Annotated in this window: 27 protein-coding genes; 14 read left to right on the plus strand and 13 right to left on the minus strand. The window is 64.7% G+C overall.

Annotated elements, in window-relative coordinates:
* Window positions 1-88 precede the first annotated feature (88 nt).
* Window positions 89-1075 (minus strand): SH3 domain-containing protein, encoded by a 987-nt coding sequence (locus IVA93_RS20430; protein WP_085353596.1) that lies wholly within the window; start codon window positions 1073-1075, stop codon window positions 89-91.
* A gap of 168 nt (window positions 1076-1243) precedes the next feature.
* Window positions 1244-3166 carry an FAD-binding monooxygenase gene (locus IVA93_RS20435; protein ID WP_085384030.1) on the minus strand — a complete coding sequence of 641 codons (1923 nt, stop codon included), beginning with the start codon at window positions 3164-3166 and terminating at the stop codon, window positions 1244-1246.
* A gap of 103 nt (window positions 3167-3269) precedes the next feature.
* On the opposite strand from IVA93_RS20435, the gene IVA93_RS20440 reads away from it, so the two are divergent.
* Together IVA93_RS20440 and IVA93_RS20445 are read left to right on the plus strand one after the other, a co-directional pair.
* Entirely contained in the window at window positions 3270-3734 is a 465-nt protein-coding gene (locus IVA93_RS20440; RefSeq protein WP_085353562.1) for a MarR family winged helix-turn-helix transcriptional regulator, read from the plus strand.
* 179 nt (window positions 3735-3913) lie between these two features.
* Window positions 3914-4342, plus strand: a complete 429-nt coding sequence (locus IVA93_RS20445; RefSeq protein ID WP_018454539.1) for a COG4315 family predicted lipoprotein — start codon at window positions 3914-3916, stop codon at window positions 4340-4342.
* 7 nt (window positions 4343-4349) lie between these two features.
* Here IVA93_RS20445 and IVA93_RS20450 read toward each other — a convergent pair whose 3' ends face one another.
* A complete protein-coding gene (locus IVA93_RS20450; protein ID WP_018454540.1) occupies window positions 4350-4967 on the minus strand; it encodes a L,D-transpeptidase in 618 nt (205 codons plus the stop codon).
* 366 nt (window positions 4968-5333) lie between these two features.
* Here IVA93_RS20450 and IVA93_RS20455 point away from each other — a divergent pair, with 366 nt between their 5' ends.
* From IVA93_RS20455 to IVA93_RS20470, 4 genes are all read left to right on the plus strand, one after another.
* Complete coding sequence (locus IVA93_RS20455) at window positions 5334-6356, plus strand: hypothetical protein (RefSeq protein ID WP_085353563.1); 1023 nt, start codon at window positions 5334-5336, stop codon at window positions 6354-6356.
* Window positions 6357-6733: 377 nt separating this feature from the next.
* Window positions 6734-6964, plus strand: a complete 231-nt coding sequence (locus IVA93_RS20460; protein ID WP_007591727.1) for a DUF6894 family protein — start codon at window positions 6734-6736, stop codon at window positions 6962-6964.
* Window positions 6965-7056: 92 nt separating this feature from the next.
* The gene (locus tag IVA93_RS20465; protein ID WP_204511042.1) at window positions 7057-7446 is read left to right on the plus strand and encodes a hypothetical protein; all 390 of its coding nucleotides are present in this window, start codon (window positions 7057-7059) and stop codon (window positions 7444-7446) included.
* Between the two features lie 109 nt (window positions 7447-7555).
* Entirely contained in the window at window positions 7556-7807 is a 252-nt protein-coding gene (locus IVA93_RS20470; protein ID WP_018454543.1) for a hypothetical protein, read from the plus strand.
* A 13-nt stretch (window positions 7808-7820) separates the two neighbouring features.
* Here IVA93_RS20470 and IVA93_RS20475 read toward each other — a convergent pair whose 3' ends face one another.
* The 5 genes from IVA93_RS20475 to IVA93_RS20495 form a co-directional block, all read right to left on the minus strand.
* On the minus strand, window positions 7821-8006 hold the full coding sequence (locus IVA93_RS20475) for a hypothetical protein (RefSeq protein ID WP_018454544.1): 186 nt from the start codon (window positions 8004-8006) through the stop codon (window positions 7821-7823).
* Between the two features lie 174 nt (window positions 8007-8180).
* On the minus strand, window positions 8181-8462 hold the full coding sequence (gene minE / locus IVA93_RS20480) for a cell division topological specificity factor MinE (protein WP_007591739.1): 282 nt from the start codon (window positions 8460-8462) through the stop codon (window positions 8181-8183).
* Window positions 8459-9274, minus strand: a complete 816-nt coding sequence (gene minD, locus IVA93_RS20485) for a septum site-determining protein MinD (RefSeq protein ID WP_007591740.1) — start codon at window positions 9272-9274, stop codon at window positions 8459-8461. The genes minE and minD overlap by 4 nt, the downstream gene beginning before the upstream one ends.
* A gap of 19 nt (window positions 9275-9293) precedes the next feature.
* Entirely contained in the window at window positions 9294-9992 is a 699-nt protein-coding gene (gene minC / locus IVA93_RS20490) for a septum site-determining protein MinC (RefSeq protein WP_247368629.1), read from the minus strand.
* A gap of 273 nt (window positions 9993-10265) precedes the next feature.
* The gene (locus tag IVA93_RS20495) at window positions 10266-11282 is read right to left on the minus strand and encodes an ABC transporter substrate-binding protein (protein WP_247789213.1); all 1017 of its coding nucleotides are present in this window, start codon (window positions 11280-11282) and stop codon (window positions 10266-10268) included.
* Between the two features lie 100 nt (window positions 11283-11382).
* On the opposite strand from IVA93_RS20495, the gene IVA93_RS20500 reads away from it, so the two are divergent.
* From IVA93_RS20500 to IVA93_RS20525, 6 genes are all read left to right on the plus strand, one after another.
* Entirely contained in the window at window positions 11383-12030 is a 648-nt protein-coding gene (locus IVA93_RS20500; RefSeq protein ID WP_018454547.1) for a TetR/AcrR family transcriptional regulator, read from the plus strand.
* A gap of 84 nt (window positions 12031-12114) precedes the next feature.
* On the plus strand, window positions 12115-12885 hold the full coding sequence (locus IVA93_RS20505; RefSeq protein WP_247368633.1) for an ABC transporter permease: 771 nt from the start codon (window positions 12115-12117) through the stop codon (window positions 12883-12885).
* An 18-nt stretch (window positions 12886-12903) separates the two neighbouring features.
* The gene (locus IVA93_RS20510) at window positions 12904-13941 is read left to right on the plus strand and encodes an NAD-dependent epimerase/dehydratase family protein (RefSeq protein ID WP_247368635.1); all 1038 of its coding nucleotides are present in this window, start codon (window positions 12904-12906) and stop codon (window positions 13939-13941) included.
* Window positions 13928-14749: a GNAT family N-acetyltransferase gene (locus IVA93_RS20515; RefSeq protein ID WP_247368637.1), complete on the plus strand. Its 822-nt coding sequence runs from the start codon at window positions 13928-13930 to the stop codon at window positions 14747-14749. The genes IVA93_RS20510 and IVA93_RS20515 overlap by 14 nt, the downstream gene beginning before the upstream one ends.
* A gap of 6 nt (window positions 14750-14755) precedes the next feature.
* A complete protein-coding gene (locus IVA93_RS20520; RefSeq protein WP_247368638.1) occupies window positions 14756-15811 on the plus strand; it encodes a dihydrodipicolinate synthase family protein in 1056 nt (351 codons plus the stop codon).
* Window positions 15799-16581, plus strand: coding sequence for an ABC transporter ATP-binding protein (locus tag IVA93_RS20525; protein ID WP_027517626.1), 783 nt, complete (start codon window positions 15799-15801; stop codon window positions 16579-16581). The genes IVA93_RS20520 and IVA93_RS20525 overlap by 13 nt, the downstream gene beginning before the upstream one ends.
* Window positions 16582-16735: 154 nt before the next feature.
* Here IVA93_RS20525 and IVA93_RS20530 read toward each other — a convergent pair whose 3' ends face one another.
* The 3 genes from IVA93_RS20530 to IVA93_RS20540 form a co-directional block, all read right to left on the minus strand.
* The gene (locus tag IVA93_RS20530; RefSeq protein WP_247368640.1) at window positions 16736-17827 is read right to left on the minus strand and encodes a TRAP transporter substrate-binding protein; all 1092 of its coding nucleotides are present in this window, start codon (window positions 17825-17827) and stop codon (window positions 16736-16738) included.
* 154 nt (window positions 17828-17981) lie between these two features.
* Window positions 17982-18239, minus strand: coding sequence for a hypothetical protein (locus IVA93_RS20535; RefSeq protein ID WP_007609546.1), 258 nt, complete (start codon window positions 18237-18239; stop codon window positions 17982-17984).
* A 79-nt stretch (window positions 18240-18318) separates the two neighbouring features.
* Window positions 18319-19263 (minus strand): DUF2778 domain-containing protein, encoded by a 945-nt coding sequence (locus IVA93_RS20540; RefSeq protein WP_247368642.1) that lies wholly within the window; start codon window positions 19261-19263, stop codon window positions 18319-18321.
* A gap of 212 nt (window positions 19264-19475) precedes the next feature.
* Here IVA93_RS20540 and IVA93_RS20545 point away from each other — a divergent pair, with 212 nt between their 5' ends.
* Both IVA93_RS20545 and IVA93_RS20550 read left to right on the plus strand, forming a co-directional pair.
* Window positions 19476-19916 carry a DUF1810 domain-containing protein gene (locus IVA93_RS20545; protein WP_204511040.1) on the plus strand — a complete coding sequence of 147 codons (441 nt, stop codon included), beginning with the start codon at window positions 19476-19478 and terminating at the stop codon, window positions 19914-19916.
* 87 nt (window positions 19917-20003) lie between these two features.
* Window positions 20004-22085, plus strand: coding sequence for a methyl-accepting chemotaxis protein (locus IVA93_RS20550; RefSeq protein ID WP_247368644.1), 2082 nt, complete (start codon window positions 20004-20006; stop codon window positions 22083-22085).
* A gap of 4 nt (window positions 22086-22089) precedes the next feature.
* On the opposite strand, the gene IVA93_RS20555 is transcribed toward IVA93_RS20550, so the two are convergent.
* On the minus strand, window positions 22090-22680 hold the full coding sequence (locus tag IVA93_RS20555) for an NADPH-dependent FMN reductase (RefSeq protein WP_085353019.1): 591 nt from the start codon (window positions 22678-22680) through the stop codon (window positions 22090-22092).
* A gap of 51 nt (window positions 22681-22731) precedes the next feature.
* Window positions 22732-23664, minus strand: a complete 933-nt coding sequence (locus IVA93_RS20560; protein ID WP_247368646.1) for an AraC family transcriptional regulator — start codon at window positions 23662-23664, stop codon at window positions 22732-22734.
* Window positions 23665-23832: the final 168 nt, after the last annotated feature.

The following is a 23832-nucleotide window of genomic DNA, read 5'->3' on the forward strand; positions in this document are numbered from 1 at the left end:
GAAGAAGCTTCTTAAATTGTATGGGCAGGGAACCCGTTCCGGCCCAAACAGAAAGCCCGGCGCGAGGGCCGGGCTTTCGTTGGCAACTTTAGTGCTTTTGGTGCCCGCCACCGGGACCGCCGGCCGGGGCACCGCCGCCGTGCGGCGCGGCGTTGATGTGAGGTGCGCCGCCGCCACCGCCGTGAGGCATCGCAGGCGCAGCCGCGCGCGGCGCAGGCATTTGGGCATGAGCGTTCATCGGCGAGCCGTGGCTCAAGTTGGGTTGGGCCACATGCGGCATCGCGGGCCGGCTCGCCGGCGCCGCTGATACACGCGGCACCTCATGCGGGCGCGCCATCGGCTGCGCACGCACAGCCGCGCGGTGTGCGGCCTGCTCGTGCATGATGCGCGCTTGTGCATCGCGCGGATTGCGGCCCTGGAGATTGGTCCGCTCATGCGCGATGCGGTCGCTTCGTCCCGCACGGCTCCGGTCCGCCGTCACCGCAGTCTCGTGCCTCGCCATCGCGGCGTCGCGCCGTGAAGTTATGGCATCGCGACCGGAGACCGCGGCCGCGCCCTTGACACTTTCCTTGACATTCGCACCGTTGCGCCCGAGTGCGACCGCCGCATCGCGCGTTGCCGCGCGGCCGATGCGAGCCGCGCGCGGATCGATCGTCATCCGCATCGCGTCGCGCTGATGCGAAGTCCAGTAGCTATTCCAGTGGGCATGCCGCCGATACCAGGGCCGCCCCTGATAATAGCTCGACCAGTACGAGGTCAGCACGAAGGGGACGATTGGCACGTCGATCTCGTCGACATAGTCGGGGAGATAGACGTAGTGATTGCGGTAGAGATATTCGAGGTATTGCGACGACACCCAGCCACGGTCATCCGAGAAGCTCACGTCGCACCAGGCGTTGCCGCGCAGGCAACCATGGATATCGACGCGGGCGCCCTCGGGGATGCGATCGACCAGGGGAAAGCCCGAACCCGGCCCGGCGCGCAGGCCGGTCGAGACGGTGACCATGCCCGGTGCGGCCAGCGCGGCCGTCGGGGCGAGCAGCAATGCGGCTAACAACACGCTTCGGAATTTCATGGCGTAGTCCTCCTCTTTCGAGTCGGAACGCGCCAGCGGAACGGGCGTTCCGCGTACGAAGGTCTCATCCGCCAAAAGATCGAGACGGATGCCGCGCGCGGTTCAATATTCATTCGCCGTTCATCGACACCGCGCGCAGAGAGAGCCTACGTGTGCGCCGCCGGCCCGTCAGTTCACTTGCAGCATGAAGCCGTCGAAGTACGCAGCAAGCGCAGCAAAATCATCGAGCGGCAGCACGGTCGCGACATACTGATCCGGCCGCACCACGACCATGCAGCCCGCCTTGCGGTCAATGCCGCGCATGGTGAAAACGTCCTGACCATTCTTGAGGTCCGGACAGAACATCTTCTCGTAGTCGATCAGGCCGTAGCGGCCCTTGCGCGGCAGCAGCAGCGCAGGCATCGCCTCGAGAGCGAGCTCGCGATGATCCTGCTGGAAGACCGCCCGCAGGTCGATCACGCTATCGATGTCGGCGACCGCGGGGGTGTAACGCCGGACCGGCGACTCCCGCGCATCGGAGAGAAAATTGCACAAGGCGCGAACGGCCGATCCGGTTGCTGCGGGATCCTCAGCGCCGGAGAAAGCGTAGATGCGGAAGCGGCCATCCGCCTGCGCAGCGTGACCGAGATGCACCGGCTTGGCATCCGCAAGCCGGATCACCGGTGCGGAATGAAATCGCGTGCCGATGACGAGGCCTTGCGCGAGATGCTGGTGGGACGTCGCTCCCGTCAGAACCGACGGGCGGTAATGCGTCGCCGTGCCCGCGGTGTAGCGACCGTGCCTCACGAAATAGTCCTGCGTCCTGGCGGCGTCGGCGCCGCCGGCCTTGGCGGCGGACGCAAGAATCCCCGCCCATTCCCGGTCGAAATCGATCAGCTCTTTGGCAACCGCCTGGCGCTCGGCCGAATAGGAATGCAGCAGGCTCGGCGCAGACTGCTTCCGCAAAACGGCAGCGAGCTTCCAGCCGAGATTGAAAGCGTCCTGCATCGAGACGTTCATGCCCTGCCCCGCCTTCGGGCTGTGGGTGTGGCAGGCATCGCCGGCGATGAATATCCGCGGCAGACGCGTAGCCGTCTCGGTCTCCGGCACGTCGTCGAACTTGTCGGTCAGGCGCTGGCCGATCTCGTAGACCGACCACCACGCGATCTCCTTCACATCGAGCGTATGCGGCTTGAGGATCCGCTGCGCTTTCGCGATCACGTCGTCGGCGGTGATATTGCGATTGGCGACGCGCTCGCCGATGTCGAGCTTGGCGAGCTCGACATAGAGGCGGACCATGTAGCCGCCCTCGCGCGGAATGATCAGCAGGCTACCGTCCTTCGCCGACTGAATCAGAGCCTTGAAGCGGATGTCGGGAAAATCGGTCACCGCCAGCACGTCCATCACGCCCCAGGCATGATTGGCGGAATCGCCGAGCAACTCGCGACCGATCGATTTGCGCACCGTGCTGCGGGCGCCGTCGCAGCCGACGACATAGCGCGCCTTGATGGTCTCGACCTTGCCCTCGTTCTCGGCATCGACCCGTTCGAGCCGCGCTGTCACGGCATGGTCGGCGGGACCCGCGGCCGGATCGACCTGAAGGTCGAGCAGGCGCCGACTGTAATGGGGCTCGAGCCTGCCCGGCGCCTTGCGCATGACGTCGAGAAAGCCGTCATGGATGCGCGCCTGGTTGAGAATAACGTGCGGGAATTCCGACAAACCGTCCTCGACGTCCTGCACCCGGCCGCTGCGGACGATATGTTCCGGCACCCGCTCGTCCGGCTTCCAGAATGTCGTCTCGTTCACCCAACAGGCTTCCTTCAGGACGCGCTCGCTGAATCCGAAGGCGTGGAACATCTCCATGGTGCGGCATGCGATGCCGTCGGCCTGCCCGACCAGCAAGCGGCCCGGCTTCTGCTCGACGATGCAGGTCTTGATGTCGGCAAACTGCGCAAGCTGGGCCGCAAGCGTCAGGCCCGCAGGGCCACAGCCGACGATGAGGACATCGACCTCTTCGGGCACGCCCCCCGTTGCGCCAGAAGGCTGAATGCGCGCGGCGGGATCGGCGATTTCGGGGTCGCCCGGCTGAAATCCATTGAGATGGAATTGCATGAGCACCTCTCCCGCCGATGTTCTGTTTGGATATTGCTCAGTATGCTGACTATCAGTATACTTGTCAACGACCCCGGCCGTTCTGCCCCAACGGAGAAATTCGGTGAAAGACAACAACGACATGCCCGGACATCTGGCGCGCCGGTTCCAGCAAATCGCGGTCGCGGTGTTTCTGGCCGAGGTCGGGGATGCCGGCTTCGACCTCACGCCGGTGCAATACGCCGCGCTCGCGACCATCAAGGCCAATCCGGGGCTCGACCAGGTGACGCTCGCAGGATTGATCGCCTACGACCGCACCACCATCACCGGCGTGGTCGACCGGCTCGTGCAGAAGGGGCTCGCGGAGCGCCGCGCCTCGCGCCGCGACCGCCGTGCCCGCGAGCTCGAGATCACCGACGAAGGCCGCCGCACGCTGCGCAAGATCACGCCGGCCGTGGAATCCGCGCAACGCATCATGCTGCGCGGCCTCAGCGCGAAAGAAAGTGAGGATCTGATGCGCCTTCTGCACAAGGCCATCGCCGCCGGCAACGAGCTCAGCCGCGCCCCGCTGCGCGGAGTGCAGGCATAGAGCGTTTTCGAGCGAGGTGGATACCGCTTCGCGTCAAGAAAACGTGCCAAGACAGAAAGCCCCGTAATTCTACCCCTCATTGTCGCAGTATCGCGAAACCAGGAACTAACCTTCGGCTGTTACGGTCGACGGCATTCGGCGTTTAACGCGCGATTAACTTTGCCGGTCTGGAGTTTCGGATGTTCAGGTTCCTCATTGCGGCGGCGGCGATCGCGCTCTCGACCGCTCCGGCGCTCGCGAATGGCCATGGCGGCGGCGATGCCCCTCCGCCGCCGAAGCCCGCGACGTCACCGGCGAAAGTCATCCTGACCAAGCAGGGCCCCACGCTCGTGGACCTCAACGGCATGACGCTCTACTATTACGAGCGCGATACCACCGGCAAGACGTCGAACTGCAACGGCAAATGCGTCGAGAGCTGGGTGCCGCTGCCCGCAACGGCCGATGCCAAAGCGGTCGGCGACTTCACCGTGATCAACCGTAACGACGGCAGCAAGATGTGGGCCTATCGCTATCGTCCGCTCTACACCTCGCCGGCCGACAAGGCGCCGGGCGAGGCCAATGGCAATGCCACGACGCTGCAATGGCGCGTCGCCCGTCCCGAGAACTAGGGCGACCTCACCCGCGCCAGCTGGGCCGCGCCTCGACTTGCGCGTTCTGTCCGGGCGGCAGCACCACGACCATTGAGTTGAGCTTCACCCGGTCATAGAGATCGATCACGTCCTCGTTGCGCATCCGGATGCATCCGGACGAGATCGCCTGCCCGATATATTCCGGCTGGTTGGTGCCGTGGATGCGGTAGAGCGTGTCCTTGTTGCCGGCATAGAGATAGATGCCCCGCGCGCCCAGCGGATTGGCGGGGCCTCCGGGCACCCGCGCCGGATAGGGCCCGAGCCGCGCCTGGATGTCCGCCGTCGGAACCCAATCCGGCCATTCCGCTAGACGACCGACCCGCGCGACTCCGGAGAACGCCATGGCCTCCTCGCCGACCGCGACGCCGTAGCGGATCGCCTTGCCTTCGGGCAGCACGAAATAGAGATAGCGCGCATCGGTATCGACCAGGATCGTGCCCGGCTGCTCCTTGCGCGGATAATCGACGATATGACGGAGATATTGCTCGGGCACGTTTGCTTGCGCGTAAGGCGTATGCGCCAGCAACTGCCGGTCGCGGGTCGTCATGCTCGCGTCCGTCGATGGCGAAAGCGTCGTCTGCATGCAGCCGCCCAACGGAAGCATGGCAAGGACGAGTAGAACGAATAAGGATCTTGGCACCGCCGGCCCCAATAGCGATAGCAGCGCCCCCAGCAACACCAGATGCTGCCAAAATCGTGCTGAAAACAAGGCATTGTGGAACAATTACGCGTGTTGTCTGAGGCGGGTTCCATCACCACAAACGGCGCAAGAGCGTCGCACAGTCTCCATCCCCTCGCCTTGCTTTGGTCAAACCCGGCTGGACTCGTGGGTCATGGTGCTTGGGCCTCATCGGATTTGGGGATTTGGATGGGCCCACCTCAACGGATCTGCTCGCGCCAATGCGAACGACCGATACCTCAATACTCAACACCTGGGGCTTCAAAACACCCAGGCTTCAAAGGAGCTGCGATGCTCGCGACGCTGAACTCTCGGCAAATCGTCGATGAGATCGTGAAGGACACGGTCACGAACAACGACCCGCACGACGCGGTGCAGATTTCGCCTGACATTTTGCTGGCCTCGCGCCCTCTCAGCGTTGCGCCCGCGCTCGCGCCTGAGATCACGGCCCGTCCCGAACCCAAAATAGATCCGGCGTTCACGCTGAAGTCCAGAATGAATCCGGAGCCGAAGTTCAGTCCCGTCGCGGAGCCGCAGACGGCAGCGCCCTCGGTCGACACCGCCGTGCGCGTTGCGGCCGGTGATGGTCTCAGCCGGCAGAAGCGCTCCTCCGCTGGCAAATGGCTGCGCGGCGCGTTCGTCACGATGCTGTTTGCGGGCGGAAGCGCGGCCGCTACTGTCGCCTGGGAGAAACATGGCGACACCGCAAGACAGATGCTCGCCGAATGGACCCCGGCATTGGCGTCGCTGCTGCCTTCGACCTCGCAGACCGCACCGCTCGCCGCCGCACAGGCTGCGCCGCCTGCGGACCAGGCCGCAACGGATCAAGCCACAACGGATCAAGCGGCCGATCAATCTGCGGCTCCGCCTGCAACCCAGCTTGCAGCAGCAGTGCCCCCGGCAACACAACCCGATCCTGTACAATCGGTGCAGTCGATGACGCGCGATCTCACCGCGATGGCGCAACAGATCGAGCAGCTCAAGACCAACATCGCCGAGTTGAAGGCCGGGCAGGAGCAGATGGCACGCGAGATGGCGAAGCCGCCCGCGCCGAAGCCGGTGGCCGATGCGAAGCCGCGCGTCGATCCGCGCGCGCAAATGTCCGCGCTACCGCCGCGGCCCGCGGCGCCGCCGGTTCGCAAACCGAAGCCGGTCGTGTCGCACACCTACATGCCGGCTTATTCGCCGGCGCCGCTCGCTCCGCCGCCGCCGGCCTCGCAGGCTGCCGCAGCCCCACCGCCCGCTGCCATGACGACGCAAGCCGTTGCCGACGACGATGGACCTGTCGTGCGCCCGCCTATGCCGCTGCGCTGAACGATCGTCACGCGACGACACGAAGCGTCGCGCCAGCGATGCTGCCCGAGTCGATGTGATGCGTTGAATCCGGATGACTACGGGAAGCGAGCTTCGATCGTTTTCCATCAAGAGAAAAGGCCGTCGGGATCTATGCCGGCGGCCTTCTCTTGCAGCTGCCGGTTCCCGGAGCCCGGTTCTGCTGCAATTCCATGCCTCATGATCACGCCGACATATTTAATAAAATCTTAACACGCTTGAATGCTGCACATCATTTCTGCGCCATAAGCATAGAGATTGCGCGCGCCGTTCATTCGATAAACATCGACTCAGTGGTACCATCGGTCATGTGTTGAAACGTCCACCCGAAGCTCAATTCGTCACACCGGGGAATTCGGATGCCCTACTATTCCTTCGATCTCGTGGTTGGTGAAGAGTTCAAGAACCAGGGCGGTATCATCCTCGAAGACATCGAGGTCGCCTCCGATCGCGCCGTTCAACTGGCTACCGAGCTGTCGCAGGTGAAGCCCGAGCTGCAAAGCAAGGGTTGCGCTGTGCGCGTCACCGACCGCGATCACAAAGAGGTCTATCGCACGCCGCTGGATCCGGTGCCGGCCTGGCGGCGCTAGCTCGCCGGCCGGCTTCGCGGGCGCACGCCATCCCCATTGCGGAGCGGCGCGGCAGCCGCTAGCCTTCCCGAAAATTCGGGGAGGTACCAAGGATGCGCGCTGGTTTTCTGATGACGGCCCTGTTGCTGCTGGCCGCGCCGGCCCAAGCGGCCGACCATCCACGTTCGACCTATGTCACGTTGGTCTTGCAGGCCTTCGCCGCCAAGGTCGAATGTCCGGGCACCGATATCGTCTACCAGGATCTGGTGCAGAAGGCGGAGCAGATGCAGCTGCCCGAAGGAACCACCGAGAAGGTCCGCAAGGCGATCGCCTGGATGCACACGGGCGGCAAGATGGGTGAGAAGCAGGACGACGATCTGATGGCCGAGGTCGCGGTGGCCACCCAGGCGACCGACCTCAACCAACGCCGCCTCGGCATGCCCGGCTGGTGCGAGGCCCAGAAGACCAACCTCGCCGGCCTGATCCGCAGCAAGGGCGGCTAGCGTGATCGTGCGGCGTTAAGCACACCGCGCCGGAATTTTTGGTTCGGCCAATAATCGTCACATTTCTCGCCAGCATGCGGCTCTTTTCGAACTCGAACAGGGGAGCCCCATGCGGATCAACCATGTCCTTCTCGCGGTCGCGTTTGCCGTCGCACCGATGCTGACTGCGCCCGTGCTGGCGAAGAATTCCAATGCCCAGAAGGGCGAGGACAAATCGACCTCGTCTTCGTCGTGTAGCGCTTATCAGCAGGCGCCGGATGGCTCGTGGGAGCCGCTCCCCTGCAAGGAGACGGGCGAGCGCTCCCAGCCGCAGACACAGAATCGCACTTCGCCGCAGGGCGCTGACCGCGGGGAGCGTTGAACGCGGGGGAGTGTCAGCTCTGGTGCGGACCGCGGATGATCTTCATCGCGTCCGCGATGTGACGCCACTCTTTGGCCTCGTCGGCCTCGCCGCGGCCCTCACAAGCCCTGGCCTGTTCGGCGGCCTTCGCGATCGCAGCAAAACCATGCTGTTCCAGCATCTGGCGCGCGACGGTGTGGACCTGGACCTCGGTCATCATGGGCGTTCTCCCGTTTGACGAAACCGCGGTGCATCGCGCCGCCGCGGGTTTTTCACAACGATTGAGCCCCGGACCTCGTTCCGTAGCGTTCAGGTCGGCGCGCAAAGGCGGCCCGCTATGCCCAGCGGACCGCCTTTTCACCCACCCCAATTTGAAGCGTCGCGGCTGAGGTCCCTAGCCGGCCGCCGCGCGCTTGCGCTCGAAATCGTTGGGCACCTCGATATCGACCTCGAGGGTCGAGACCTCGTCGCCGCGATCGAGCCGGACAATGACCTTGGTCGGGTCCAGCGTGACGTGCCTGGAGACGACCGCGAGAATTTCCTCACGCAGCACACCGAGCAGATCGGGCTGGCCGCGCAGTCCGCGTTCATGGGCAAGCAGGATCTGCAACCGTTCGCGCGCGACGGGTGCAGAGGCCTTGTTGCCGCGGAGAAGCCGAAGCAGACCCATGCTCATGCGGCCCTCCGTCGCAGCAGGCGGTCCATGAAGCCTTTGCGCTCGGTCGGCACCTGCATCGGCACGGTGTCGCCGCAGAGCCGCCGCGCCGCATCGATATAGGCCCGCGCCGGGGCGCCTTCCGCGTTCGACAGCGTCACGGGCGTGCCGACGTTGGAGGCGCGCAGCACGTCCTGGCTCTCGGGGATGATGCCGAGCAAAGGTGTTGCAAGAATTTCGAGGATGTCCTCGATGGTCAGCATCTCGCCGCGCGCGGCGCGCGAGGGATCATAGCGGGTGATGAGAATGTGCTTCTCGACCCGCTCGCCCTTCTCGGCCCGCACCGTCTTGGAATCGAGCATGCCGATGATGCGATCGGAATCGCGCACCGAGGAGACTTCGGGATTGGTGACGATCACGGCTTCGTCGGCAAAGCGCATCGCCATGGAGGCGCCGCGCTCGATGCCGGCCGGACTGTCGCAGATCACCCAGTCGAAACGGCTGCGCAGATCGTCGATGACCTTGCCCACGCCCTCTTCGGTCAGCGCGTCCTTGTCGCGGGTTTGCGAGGCCGGCAGCAGCCAGAGGTTCTCCAGCCGCTTGTCCTTGATCAGGGCCTGCGGCAGCTTTGCGACGCCCTGCACCACGTTGATGAGGTCGAACACGACGCGGCGTTCGGCGCCCATCACGAGGTCGAGGTTGCGCAAGCCGACGTCGAAATCGACGACGACGACCTTTTCGCCGCGCTGCGCGAGCGCAGCCCCCAGTGCGGCGGTCGTCGTGGTCTTTCCGACGCCCCCCTTGCCTGACGTCACGACCAGTACCTTGGCCATCTCTCAAATCTCCTTCTGGTCAGTTCAGCGCAGTAATTCGCATGGTGTTGCCCTGCAGCCAGGCCTGGGCCGGCTTGCCGCGCAGGGCCGCGTCGATATCGTCGGCGGTCTGGTAAAAACCATCGATTGCAAGCAGTTCGGCCTCGATCTTCTGACAATAGATGCGCGCGCTCGTGTGACCGTTCACGCCCGCCATGGCGCGGCCGCGCAGCGCGCCGTAGATGTGAATGGAGCCGCCGGCGACGACCTCGGCGCCGGAGCCGACCGAACCCAAAATGGTGACGTCGCCTTCGGGGAAGATCACGGTCTGGCCCGACCGCACGGGGGTCTCGAGCAGCAGCGAGGTCGGCTTGGTCTCGACCTTTGCCTCGACCTTCTTGGGCGCACTCGGCTCGACCACGCAGCTGCGCCCGCCCGAAAGCAGCGGCGGCATCATGGGGTTCAACCGGCCCTCCTCCACGCCCTCGATCCCGAGCACGCGGATGTTGCGGTCCTGAAGGCTGGTGAGCAGATGGCCGATGCCGGACTGGCTGAGATCGACCGAGGACAGGTCGATCACCACGGGGCGGCCGGCGAAGAAGCCCGGCGAGCGCGCGATGGTGGTGTCGATCTCCTGCAGCCAGTCCTGGATGGGAACCGTCGGCACGAAGACGAAGGCCACATAGGAGCGCCCGCGCAGGCGAACCATTTGGCGTTGAGGTTTTACTGCAGCCTCCATAGCGGCCGACTCGTCCCCTGTTATTGAATGGTTAACGATGCCGCCGATATGGTTAATGGCCGGTTAATTTCTCCGTGGGGTTACGTGGCATGGAAGCGCACCAAGGGCGTTGAGCAGGCGCTCTCGCCCCGCACAACGGTCATCGCCCGCGAAGGCGGGCGATCCAGTACTCCGAGACGGTTGCGGGTCAGCCGCAAGGCTGCGGCGTACTGGATGCCCCGGTCAAGCCGGGGCATGACAGCGGAATGTGGGGCCGGCGCGGCGACCAGCCCCCTACTTCTTCACCTTGCTCGCATCCATCTTGATGGCGGGGTCCAGCATCTTGGTCGTGAACGCTGTCGTGACGTCGAACGGCTTCTCCATGCCGAGATAGGTCTGGACCAGATCGTAGTCCTTCTTCATCCGCTCGCCGTCGATCCAGCCGAGTGCCTTCGTCGTCGTGAATTCGACCGTCATCAGGAACTTGATGCGCTCCCACTGGCGCTCCTGGTTCTCCTTGTCGAGACCGGAGACCTGATCGAGCAGCGCCTTCAGGCAGGGCGCGGCGTCGGCGACGCAAGTCGCGAAGGCCTTTTGCGTGACCCGCACGAACTCCTCGACCAGCTTCGGGTTCTTCTGCAAATAGCCACCGTTGACGATCAGCGAATTGCCGTAAGGATTGAGCCCGATGTCCTTCCAATTGACGTAGCCGAGATCGCTTCCGAACTCGATCACCTTCAAATCGTGCTCGTTGTAGAAGTCGCTGATGATGTCGACTGTATGGCTCTTGAGCGCGGCGATCTTCGCCGTCGGCCCGACATTGACGAAGCCGACGGAGTCGGGCGCAAGCCCTGCAGCCTTGGCGAAGGCCGGCCACATCACACGCGAGGCGTCCCCGGGCGGATTGCCGATCTTGTGGCCGGCAAAATCCTTCACCCCGTTCACGCCGTAGCTCTTCAACCAGTAGAAGGTCTGGCCGGTGTTGGCGTAGACGCTCATCACGGCAACAGCGTCAGCCCCCTTGCTCTTCGCCACCAGCATGGTGGCGAGATCGGCGACGCCGAAGGGCGAGCCGCCGGAGCCGACCTTGGCGGCGGAGACGCCGGAGCCCTTGCCGACCTCGATGGTCAGATCGATGCCCGCTTTCTCGTACCAGCCTTGCGCCTTGGCGTAATAATAGGGCGAGTGATCGGCCGTCGGCGCCCAGTTCAGGATCAGATTGACCGCCTCGCCCGCGTTCGCGGGCACGACTGGTGATCCGAGCATCAGGGCCACAGCCAGGGCCGAGCCCGCCGCCTGCAAACGCTTCATCGCATCTCTCCTCGTTGCCCGCGACCGGCTTGTCGCTCTCCCCCCGTGAGGATACCAATGCAACAAGGCCGCCCTCAACTTGTCAACTGTTTGGTTGGAAATGCCCGCAAAACGTTCAGGCGACACCGTGCCGCAGCGGCGCGACCCGGTCGCCACACGCAAGAAGCTGCTCACCGCGGCGCGCGAGGAGTTCGCCCGGCACGGCTTTGCCGGCGCCCGCGTCGACGAGATCGCAGAGCGCGCCGGTGTCAACAAGCAGCTCGTCTACCATTATTTCGGCGACAAGGACGCGCTCTATCTCGCCGTGCTCGAATGGGTTTACGCCGATATCCGCGAGCAGGAACGTCAGCTCAATCTCGAAGGCCTGCCGCCGGGAAAGGCGATCCGGAAACTGATCGAGGCCTCGTTCGATTACCTCGCGACGAACCCCGATTTCATCGTGCTTCTGAACGACGAGAACCGCGGCGGTGCCCGCCACGTCCGCGGCTCGACGCGGCTGGAGGCGATGCATTCGCCGCTGGTGAAGAGCGTGTCCCACATCCTTCACGAAGGCGTCCGCGCCGGCATGTTCCGCAAGGGGATCGACCCGATCCAGCTCTATATCTCCATCGCGGGCCTCAGCTATTTCTATCTCTCCAACACGCCGACGCTGTCGGCGATCTTCGGCAAGGACCTGTCGAGCCGGGCCGCGCGCCGCGCCCGCCGCCGGCACGTCGCCGATCTCGTGCTGCATTCGCTCCGGCCATAATCAACCAACTGGTTGAAACTTCCCTCCGGGATGGCTAGGCTTGCGACCAGCGGCAAGGTGGCCGCTGACAACAGGGAGTAACCGGTGACAGGAGACGGCGCCCGCAATACGCGCAGCTTTGCGATCGTCCTAATCGTGCACCTCGCCGTGCTGGTGCTCTGGCAGGTGCTGGTCGATGCCTTCCACGTCCCGAAGTTCATCCTGCCGTCGCCGCTCGCGACAATCCAGACGCTGGGAACCGCGAGCTACGCCTGGGGCGCCAATACGCTGGTGACGGCGATCGAGATCCTCGGCGGCTTTGCGCTCGGCGCCTTCGTCGGCGTGACGCTGGCCGTCATCTTCAGCTGGGCGCCGCTGATCAGCCTCGTGCTGCTGCCGCTGTTCGTGACGCTGAACATGATCCCGAAGGTCGCGCTCGGTCCGCTCCTCATCGTCTGGTTCTCCTACGGCATCGTGCCGAACATCCTGATCGCCTTCAGCATCTGCTTCTTCCCGATCCTGCTCACCACCGCGCGGGGCTTGCGCGAGGTCGAGCCGGATCTGCTCGACCTCGTCAAATCGCTGCGCGGCTCGCGCTGGACGCTGTTCCGCAAGATCCAGCTGCCGGGATCGCTGCCTTACATCTTCTCCGGAATGAAGGTCGGCGCCATCCTCGCGGTCGCCGGCGCCATAGTCGGCGAGTTCATCGCCTCCGAGCGCGGGCTCGGCTACCTCATGATCCAGGTGCAGTCGTCGCTCGACACGCCCGCGATGGTGATGGCCGTCGTGCTGCTCACCCTGCTCGGCGTCGCGCTTTACGGCTTCGTGCTCGTCCTCGAACGCATCTTCGTCGTCGGCGACGCAAGACAAACTTGAAGATCAAGGACCACAACCATGCTCCTCACCCGCCACAACCTGCCGAAGACCATCCCTGATATCGCTGCGCTCGACGATCTCCTGTGCCGGCCGACCCAGGCATTGATCGACGACCTCGCCCGGGTCGGCGGCGACATCATGATCCTCGGCGTCGCCGGCAAGATGGGGCCGACGCTGGCGGGGCTTGCCAAGGCCGCAGCGCGCGATCGCCGTGTCATCGGCGTCGCCCGCTTCAGCGACGCCGGCGTCAAGGACTGGCTGCACGCGCGTGGCGTCGAGACTATCAATTGCGACCTAATGGACGAGACCGCGATTCAGGCGCTGCCGAAGGCGCCCAACATTGTCTTCATGGCCGGCCGCAAATTCGGCGCTGAGGGCGATCTCTCGCTGACCTGGGCGATGAATGCGCACGTGCCGGCACTGATCGCGCAGGCCTTCCCCTCGTCGCGGATCGTGGCGTTCTCGACCGGCTGCATCTATCCGTTCGTCCCCGTCGACGGCAAAGGATCGGGCGAGGACATGGCGCCGAACCCGCCCGGCGAGTACGCCCAGTCCTGCGTGGGCCGCGAGCGCATGTTCGAGTATTTTTCGCGCAAGTTCGGAACGCCCGGGCGGCTATTCCGCCTCAACTACGCGATCGACATGCGCTATGGCGTGCTGCACGACATCGCCTTGAAAGTGCTCACGGGCACGCCGATCGACCTCAGCATCGGTCATGTCAATTTCATCTGGCAGGGCGATGCCTCATCGCAGGCGCTGCGCTGCCTCGCGCATTGCACAGCGCCGACCTCGCCGATCAATGTCAGCGGCCACGAGATTTTGGCGGTGCGCGACCTCGCAGCAAGATTCGGCGCCAGGTTCGGCCGTATGCCGGTGCTGACAGGAAACGAAGAGCCGACCGCGTGGCTGACCGACACGTCCAAGGCAGTCGAGCTTTTCGGCCTGCCGGTCGTCGACACCGAGCAGCTGATCGCCTGGACGGCGGATTGGGTGTCGCGCGCCATGCCGAGCCTCGGCAAGCCCACCAAATACGAGGTGCGCGATGGACGCTACTGACGATCCGCGCATCATCCGGCTTGGCGTCGAGGATGCTGCGGCGGGCCTCGCGCTCTCGACAGAGGCGCACTGGAACCAGAATGAAGACGACTGGCGGTTTTTCTTGAGCGACGGCGTCGCGTTCGGCATCCGTGATGGCGCGCAACTGGTCGCGACCGCAGCACTCCTGCCCTACCCCGGCGACAACGCCTGGATCAGCATGGTGCTGGTGACGGCAAGCCATCGCCGACGCGGTCTCGCCACGCGGCTCGTCGACGCCTGCCTGGCGATGGCGCGCGAACGCGGCCTGACGAGCTGGCTCGACGCAACCCCGGACGGTGCTGCCGTCTATGGGCCGCTCGGGTTCACGCCGACCCTGCAATTGCGCCGGCTCAAGCTGGTGAAATCGGCATCCGCGTCCGGGCAGGCACCTTCGTCCGCGACGCTCGACGCGCTCCGCGCGCGCGACCGGCGCGCCACGGGCCTCGATCGAACCGCCCTGCTCTCCAACTTCGCGCAGCGTTCCGGCTCGCGCATCGTCGCCGCGAACGGCGCCATCGCGCTGGTTCGCGACGGACGTACCGCGCGCCATATCGGCCCGCTGCTTGCCGACGACGCGGCAGCCGCGCTGACCCTGGTCGATGCCATCGCGCGATCGGAGACCGGGCCGCTGCTGCTCGATGCCGTCGCGTCGCAACCCGCGTTCCCTGAAGGATTGACCGCATCCGGCTGGATCATCGAGCGCCCGTTCCAGCGCATGCGGTTCGGCCCCGCTAATACCGCGGGTGAAGACATGCCATTCGCCGTCGCCGGCCCTGAATTCGGATAGGACATCATGCACCACAGCCAGATCAACAGCGAGATCCGCAAGCTGATCGCCGACGGCACCGTCCTGCCGGCGCATCCCCTCGCGCTCACCGCCGAACGCCAGCTCGACAAAAAGCATCAGCGCGCGCTGACGCGCTATTACATCGACGCCGGCTCCGGCGGCCTTGCGGTCGGCGTGCACACCACGCAGTTCGCGATCCGTGACGTCGGCCTCTATCGTCCCGTGCTGGAGCTCGCCGCCGAGACGGCGGCGAACTGGACCAAGCGTCCGCTGGCGCTGGTCGCGGGCCTCGCCGGTCCGACTAGGCAGGCCACCGCTGAAGCCCGCACCGCGCGCGACATCGGCTATCACGCAGGGCTCCTCAGTCTCGCTGCGATGAAGAGGGCGTCGGAGGACGAGATCATCGCGCATTGCGCAGCGGTCGCACCCGAAATTCCGCTGGTCGGCTTCTATCTTCAGCCGACGGTCGGCGGCGTGGTCCTGTCGAGCCGGTTCTGGCAGCGCTTTGCCTCGATCGACAATGTCATCGCGATCAAGATCGCGCCGTTCAACCGCTACCGGACCCTTGATGTTTTGCGCGGCGTCGCGGCAGCCGGCGCGCTCGACCGCGTTGCGCTCTATACCGGCAATGACGACCACATCCTGCTCGACCTGATGCTGCCGTTCGACCTCCGCGACAACGGAATCACCACGCGCACTTATTTCAAAGGCGGCCTGCTCGGCCACTGGTCGGTGTGGACGGCGAGCGCGATCAAACAGTTCGAGCGCTGCAAAGCGGCACGGCACAAGGACAGCGTGCCGGCCGATTTGCTCGCGCTCGATGCCCGCGTCACCGATTGCAACAGCGCATTCTTCGACGTCGCCAACGATTTTCACGGCTGCATCGCCGGCTGCCATGAGGTGCTGCGACGGCAGGGCCTGATGCAGGGCCTGTGGTGCCTCGATCCGAACGAGGGCCTGAGCCCCGGCCAGAAGGACGAGATCGAGCGCGTGTACCGCGAGCATTCCGACCTCAGCGACGACGCGTTCGTGGCCGCAAACTTGGATAAATGGCTGGCATGAGCTCAAGCCCCTTCATCAGCCTGCAAGGCGTCCGCAAGGTCTATCGCAGCGGCGGCGCCGAATTCCTGGCGGTGTCCGACGTCACCATGGACGTGCAGGAGGGTGAGCTGGTCTCGCTGGTCGGCCCGTCCGGCTGCGGCAAGACCACCGTGATGAAGATTTTGGCCGGCTTGCACGACGCCGACGGCGGCACGGTGAAGATCGGCAACGCCAAAAGCCCGTTCGATCCGACCCGCGACATTGGCATGGTGTTCCAGCAGGCGTTGCTGCTGAAATGGCGGACGATCCTGGACAACGTGCTGCTGCCGGCAGAGATCGTCGGTCTTCCGATGAAGGCCGCGCGCGAGCGGGCGCGCGATCTGCTCAATCTGGTGGGTCTTGCCGGCTACGAGCAGAAATATCCGCGAGAGTTGTCCGGCGGCATGCAGCAGCGCACCGCCATCGCGCGCGCCTTCATTCACGACCCGAAACTGATCCTGATGGACGAGCCGTTCGGCGCGCTCGACGCCTTGACGCGCGAGCAGATGAATCTGGAGATGCTGCGGATCTGGCGCGAGAGCGGCAAGACCATCATCTTCATCACGCACTCGATCCAGGAGGCCGTGTTCCTGTCCTCGCACTGCGCCGTGCTGACGGCCGGACCTGCGAAGATGGCCGATTATTTCCCCATCGACCTGCCCTTCCCACGGGCTCTGCCGCTGAAAACGACGGACGCGTTCGGCGCCTATGCGCGGCGGATTTACGAGAAGCTGGGTTTGGGCGCGGCTTAATTCACCGCACGATAGATGCTGTAGGTGGGCAAAGCGACTTGTCCGCCGTAGCTCGAAGAGCGAAGGAGGAAGCGTGCCCACCATGGCGAGGCAAGCAAGCAGTGGTGGGCAGGGCGCAAGTGCGCCTTTGCCCACCCTACGGGAGTTTGCGCGATCAAGCCTTGTTGCGCATCTTGCCGAGCAGATAATTGTCGTAAAAATTCTCCGCGATCTGCGTGTAGAACAGCAGCTTCTTCATATAGGCGTCGTGGCTTTCCTTGGTGCGCTTGAACAGGTCGCTTTTGGTGGCGAGCTCGTTCAGATGCTCCTGGGTCGCGGTGTAGCAAGCCTCCAGCACCGGCTGCGGAAACGCCTTCAGCTCCGCGCCATTGGCGATCAGCCGCTTCAGCGCCGCCGGATTCACGCTGTCGTATTTCTCGAGCATCCAGGCGCCCGCGGCCGACGCGGCCTGGTTGACGATCGCCTGGTACTGCTTCGGCAGCGAAGCCCACTTCTCGTCGTTGACGATCATGTGCAGCATGGCGCCGCCTTCCCACCAGCCGGGGAAGTAGTAATATTTGGCGACCTTCTGGAAGCCGAGCTTCTCGTCGTCATAGGGGCCGACGAATTCGACTGCGTCGATCGTGCCCTTCTCCAGCGCCGGATAGATGTCGCCGCCCGCGATCTGCTGCGGGACCACGCCGAGCCGCGCCAGCACATGACCACCCATGCCGGCGATGCGGAATTTCAGGCCCTTGAGATCGTCGACGGTCTTGATCTCCTTGCGGAACCAGCCGCCCATCTGGGTGCCGGAATTGCCGCAGAGGATGGCGTGCACCTTGAACGGCTTCAGCGCCTCGTTGGTGAGGTCGGCGCCGCCGCCGAAATGCCACCAGGATTCCTGATGGCGATGGTTCATGCCGAACGGCGCGCCGGTGGCATAGGCCAGCGCCGGCTCCTTGCCGATGTAGAAATAGAGCGGGGTCTGCGCCATGTCGACAGAAGCGGTGCTGACCGCATCGAGCGCCTGCAGGCCGGGAACGAGCTCGCCGGCCGCGAAGGTCTGGATCTGGAATTTGTTGTCGGTGGCCTCGGCAACATATTTCGCAAAAGTCTGAGCGGTGCCGTAGATAGTGTCCAGCGACTTCGGGAAGCTCGAGGTCAGGCGCCATTTGATCTCGGGCGCGCTTTGCGCGATCGCAGGTGCGGCAACCAGCGTCGTCGCGCCGGCAACCGCGCCGCCCTTGAGGAATGTACGGCGTTTCATGATGGTCTCTCCCTGAACTATGTTTCAACGTATCGGCTTGAGCGCGATCTTCGCCGACCATGGCCTGTTGCTATAGCGGAGTTCAACTAGTGAGCGGTAGCCCGGATGGAGCGCAGCGCAATCCGGGAATCTTCCCAAATTTCCCGTGTCGCTCTCAGAGCAGCTTGGCGCTCACAAACAGCGCGCGCACGGCGTTGGTCGCCTGCACCACGAGCATGGCGTTCTCGGCGGCACCTTCGAGCGCCGCGACCGCGTCTTCATGCAGCGAGCGGAATTCCATCCACTCGACCGATTTGAAATTGGTGAGGAATTGATAGGCCTGGCCGACGGTCGCGATCGCCAGCGTGTCGCCGTTCAGCTTGATCTTGAACGTCGTGCGCAGCGGGGTCTCGGAACTTTGCGGATCACTCATGGGCTGCTTCTGGACGATGACGGCTTAACGAAAGGAAAACGGCAGCCCCGCCGTAGCAGGCCAATATCCGGAGCAGATATCAGGACTCGGTGCTCGCGCGCTGCGAGGCGGTCGCCGATGGGGTCAGCCTCGGCACCACGACCAGACGGTTGAACTCACCGTTGTCGTAGGCTTTCATGAATCGATCATAGTCCTTGATCGAAACGCAGCCGTTGGAGTCGCCACGAGGCCCGAGCATGTAATTGTGGGTGAGCAGGCCGACGCGGCCGAGCGCGCTGGTGCCCTCGGTGGGCGTCAAGCGCAGTGCGCGGACGCCGTGAAACAGTTTTTCGCGCGGCTTCAGGTCGTAGGTCGCAGGCGGGGTCGCGCCAACCATGCGCTGGTCGACGTGCTCCGGGTCGTCCATCAGCGCGCCCATGCCGGAATGCGCTTCCAGCGCGATGCCGCTCGGCAGGTAAAGCGCCTTGGCCGAGATGTCGTAGACCGCGGTGCGCGAATCGTAGCCAAGCGCGGCGAGATCCGGCGCCTTGCCGAACAGGCCGCTGTCGGGCGTCAGCGAGGCCAGCCTGATCTTGTCGGTGAATTTTTCGAAGAAATTGCGGTTGTCGACCCTGGTCTCGGCATAAGCCTGGCTCGAGGCAATCTGGGCGGAGATGTCCGCCTGGGGCGGGCGCGAGCGCGGCATCGGGATGGCGTCAGCACGCTGCGATTGTCTCGTCTCCTCGGACATATGCCGGTCGTCATCGGTCAGGGTCGAGCGCCAGTCGTCGCCCTGGAGCTTCTGGGCGAGCATCGCCTTGGCATCGCGCAATTTGAGCTGGACTGCATTGACCGCGGAGCGCTCCAGCGTTCGCAGGCCGAACTCGCGGGCGGGCGGACTGCTGGAAGCCGAAGCGAATCGATCATCGAACGAAGGCGCATTGGCCGGCGGCAGTGCGGCGGTGACCAGCGAGGCCGAACCGCCGATATCCGCGACCCAGGCGGCAGCGCCCAGTGCCAGCGCGACGGCGGCCAGAGACAGCAATATGATCTCGGCTCGCCCAATACGGCGGCGCGACAATAGCCCCTCGGCTCGTGCCCGGTCGGAAACCATCAGATCCCCAAAATCGACCCCCGAGGGGACCCACCCCCACCCGGAGATTCTCTACCAGCTACCACATTGGGAGCCAAAAGTTAGGCATAATCGCGGCCGGCAAGGGCCCCGGCAAGCCATTCCAGGGTATCCCAAGGTATCTTATGACCGATCCGTTCGATCTAGAGCGCTTTGTCCGGGCCCAGGACCCGGTCTATGGCGACGTCCAGGGGGAGCTGACCCGGGGCCGAAAGCAGAGCCACTGGATGTGGTTCGTCTTCCCGCAGGTCGCCGGTCTCGGCTTCAGCGCCATGTCCCAGCGCTACGCCATCACCTCCCGCGCCGAGGCCCAGGCCTACCTCGCCCACCCCATCCTCGGTCCGCGCCTGATCGAATGCACGCGGCTCGTGCTCGCCGTCGAGGGCCGGACCATCAACGCCATCCTCGGCGCGCCCGATGATGCCAAATTCCGCTCGTCGATGACGCTGTTCGACGCGGTGTCCGACGAGCCCGTTTTCGACGAGGCGCTCGCCCGGTATTTTTCGGGCAAGCGCGATCAGGCAACGCTCGATATCCTCGCGGCCCTTGAGCGACAGCCCAAGTGACCGCAGCCACCAGCGTAAACCCGGGATTAACATCGCCTGCCTATTGTCCGTGCAAATAATTTCCCGCGCCAGTTGCCGGACAGAATCATGAAAATCGGTACGCTCCTGACCACCGCCATCGTCTCGCTCTCGACAGTGGGCGGCGGCCTCGCCGTCTACGTCGCCGTGACGAAATACCAGACGATGGAACGGATCACCGAAGCGCAGGGGCGGCTGGCGATCGTCCGGGCCGTCAGCGACATCCCGCGCTACCTCAATCCCGAGCGCGGCTTTTCCACCAACATCCTCTACGGCCCTCCCGCGGTCGACCCGGCGCTGCTTGCCGAGCAGGACAAGCTGCGCAAGCAGACCGATGCCGCCCGCGAAAGGATGAACGCGCTGCGCAAGGACCTGCCCGGCCCGTTCGATGACGGCAACACCACCGGCGGCAACATCGACGCCATCAATTCGAAGTTCACGGCGCTGCGCGAGGCCATCGACAAGGCGATGTCGGGCCCGGCGGAGGCGCGCAAGGACGCCGCCAAGAAGATCGTCGCCGACAACGCCGTGCTCAACGCCGGCGTGACGGCGCTACTCAACGAGCAGGTCCGGCGCATGGCGATCCTCAACGGCGATGCCTACCGGCAGGCCAGCTACGCCAACATCGCGATGACATTGCGCGACGTGGGCGGCTTCAACTCCAGCCTGCACAAGAACCTCGTCGGAGGCAAAAAGCCGGCGACCGACACCGAGAAGGCCGAGATCAGCCGCTCGCAGGGCCGCAACGATCAGATCGTGATGTCGCTGCTGGAGTTGCGCGGCAATCCCGCAACGCCGGCGAACGTCGCCGCCGCGCTGGAGAAATTCAGCGCGATCTACATCGAAGAGTTCGGCCGCGAGCTCAAGCTGGTGAAGGAGGGTGCGGTCAGCGGCAAGTACGAACACGACATGGACACCTATTACACCGCCACGCAGCGTGGCCTCAGCACTATCATCGAGGTCCGGGACGCCTTCTACGACAACGCCGAGCAGATTCTCGCCGGTGCATCCACCGCGGCCCACACCAGCTTCACCATCGCACTCGCGGGACTCCTCGCCGTGCTGATCGCCAGCGCCGGCCTCATCGTAACGGTCCGCCGCCGCGTCTGCGCCCCGATCGTCAACCTGACGACGCGGATGTCGCGGCTTGCCGAAGGCGAGGTCACGGAAGAGATTCCCGGCGCCGAGCGCTCCGATGAAATCGGTGCCATGGCCGCGGCGGTCCGGGTCTTCAAGGACAACATGATCAGGGCCGACAGCCTCGCGGCCGAGAAGCAAGCCGAGAACGACGGCAAGATGCGCCGCGCACAGGCGCTCGACGGGATCACCCGCGCGTTCGAAGCCAAGGTCACCGAGCTCGTCGGCGGCTTGTCCCGCGCTTCAGCCACCATGGAAAGCACGGCGCAGTCGATGACCTCGACGGCTGCCCAGACCAACAGCCAGGCCGCCGTCGTCGCCGCCGCCTCACAGCAGACATCGAGCAACGTGCAGACGGTCGCGAGCGCCACCGAGGAGCTGACCTCTTCGATTTCGGAGATCGGCCGTCAAGTGGCCCAGTCCACCGAGATCGCGGCCCGCGCCGTCGACAACGCCCGCCGCACCGGCGACACCGCCCGTGCGCTGGCCGAGGGCGCGCAGAAGATCGGCGACGTCGTCACGCTGATCCAGAGCATCGCCGAGCAGACCAATTTGCTGGCGTTGAACGCGACCATCGAGGCCGCCCGCGCCGGCGACGCCGGCCGCGGCTTCGCGGTAGTTGCTGCCGAGGTGAAATCGCTGGCGGGCCAGACCGCCAAGGCCACCACCGAAATCTCCGAGCAGATTTCGGCGATCCAGGCCGCGAGCGACGAGACCGTCACCGCGATCCGCAACGTCGCCGACGTCATCGGCGAGATCGACCAGATCGGCACCGCGATCGCGGCCGCGATCGAGGAACAGGGCTCGGCGACCAAGGAGATCGCCCGCAGCGTCCAGGAAGCCGCGCGCGGCACCCAGGAGGTCAACACCAACATTTCAGGCGTGCAGCGCGCCGCCGACGACACCGGTACGGCCGCGCGGGAGGTGCTGGGCGCAGCCGAGCAGCTCTCGTCCCAGTCACGCGATCTCGCCGGACAGTTCGACCGCTTCCTCGGTGAGGTCAGGTCGGCGTAAGGGCTTAGTACGGCGGCGCCTTGCGCGCCCGCTGCGCCTTGGCCGCCTCGATCCACCATGCGAGATCGTCGGCGAAGCGCGGGAACGAGCGTTCCAGCGCTTTGCCGCCCTCGCCGATCGGTTCACCCGCTTCCGACAGCGTCTGTGCGATCGGGCCGACGCCGATGGTGCTCGACACCACCACCATGCCCATCTCCGACAACGTGCCATGCCAGGCGGTCGAGGCACGCGCGCCGGACAGGCGGCCGGCCGAGTAGCTCACGATCGCGGCTGGGCGCCAGAACCACTCCTCGAGGAAGTGGTCGGTGAGATTCTTCAGGCCCGGCTGGATGCCCCAATTGTATTCGCCGGTGACGAAGACGAAACCATCTGCGCCGCGGATCTCTCCGGCGAGCTTCTCCAGCGCCTCGGGTGCGGAGCCCTTGGGGTATTCCTTGTACATGCGATCGAGCATCGGCAGGCCGATCGCCTTGGCGTCGATAAACACGACGTCGTCGCCGCGGGCGCGCAGGCGATCGATGACGAAATTCGCTAGGCGTATGCCCATGCGGTCGGAACGGTAGGAACCGTAGAGGACGAGAATGCGATTGCTCATGGGCAGCAGTATAGCACGGATCATCAGGCCGGCCCTCAACGTTTTGACGCGCTAAGTTCGCCGTCCGGATTCAAGCGTTTGCGAAGGTGTCTCGCCGAACTGGTCGCGATAGCTTCTGGAGAAGTCGCCGAGATGCCAGAAGCCGAACGCCAGCGCGACGGCCTTGACACTATCGGCACCCGCGAGCAGCCGCTGACGCACCAGCCACAGCCGCCGCAGGCGCAAGTAGCGGTGCAGGCTCATTCCACGATAGCGGCGGGCGACGTCGTGCATGGTGCGAACGGACAAGCCGAGTTTGCGCGCGATCTCGTCGCTGCAGATGGGCAGCGAGAGGTCGTCGGAAAGCAGCGCGCGGATGTCCTGAAAGACTTTGAAGTTGCGCTCGTCATTGGGGCGCAGGGTCCATCGCGCGGGAACGATACTTTCGAAAATTGCGTCCGCAGCGCCGAGCAGGGTCTCCTTCATGCCGGCCGCCTTCAGCGGCAAGTCGGGCGAGGCGACGGGCTCCGACGCGGCTTCCAAGACTTCCCGGACCACACCGCGAAGCCGGCTCAAGCCCGCAGCGGTCGTTTCGAAGATGTTGAAGCAGAGGGTTGCTTGTGGCCAGCCGCGATCCGTCACCTCCGGCCTGAACACCACCGAGGCGATTTGCCGCTGCACCTCCTCGATGATGGTGTAAGCCGCGCCGCCGCTGCCGATGACGATAACGGGTCGTATACGCCGCGCGCCGTTGAATCGAACGGTCACGTCCAAATCGTCCATCGTGAATCCGATCGCGGTACAATTCTCGACGAGTTGTGCGTCGACGACCCGCGGAAATGCCCGCGTCAAATTCACGTCGCAGCCGGGTAGCGACAGAATACTCTGCTCGGCCGAAATCCTCCGTACAAAAGGCGTGAACTCGAAGTCGAGCCCTCGTATGGCGTTTCGAAATTCATCGACGTCGGAAGCGAAATACCTTTGGCGCCAGCGTCGGCGGATCATCACTTCTATTCATGGCAATATGAACTTCGCGTCGCAACACACGCGTCCGGCGACGATGCCGGCCCGCTTCTGCGCTCCGTGTGCCTTAAGTCTGAAAGAATCACTTCGAACTATGCCGACCAGTTGGCGAGCGTCGAAGTCCAAGGACAAGGCGGCGCATCAAATCTC

Source organism: Bradyrhizobium sp. 155, from assembly GCF_023101105.1.
GTDB lineage: Bacteria > Pseudomonadota > Alphaproteobacteria > Rhizobiales > Xanthobacteraceae > Bradyrhizobium > Bradyrhizobium canariense_D.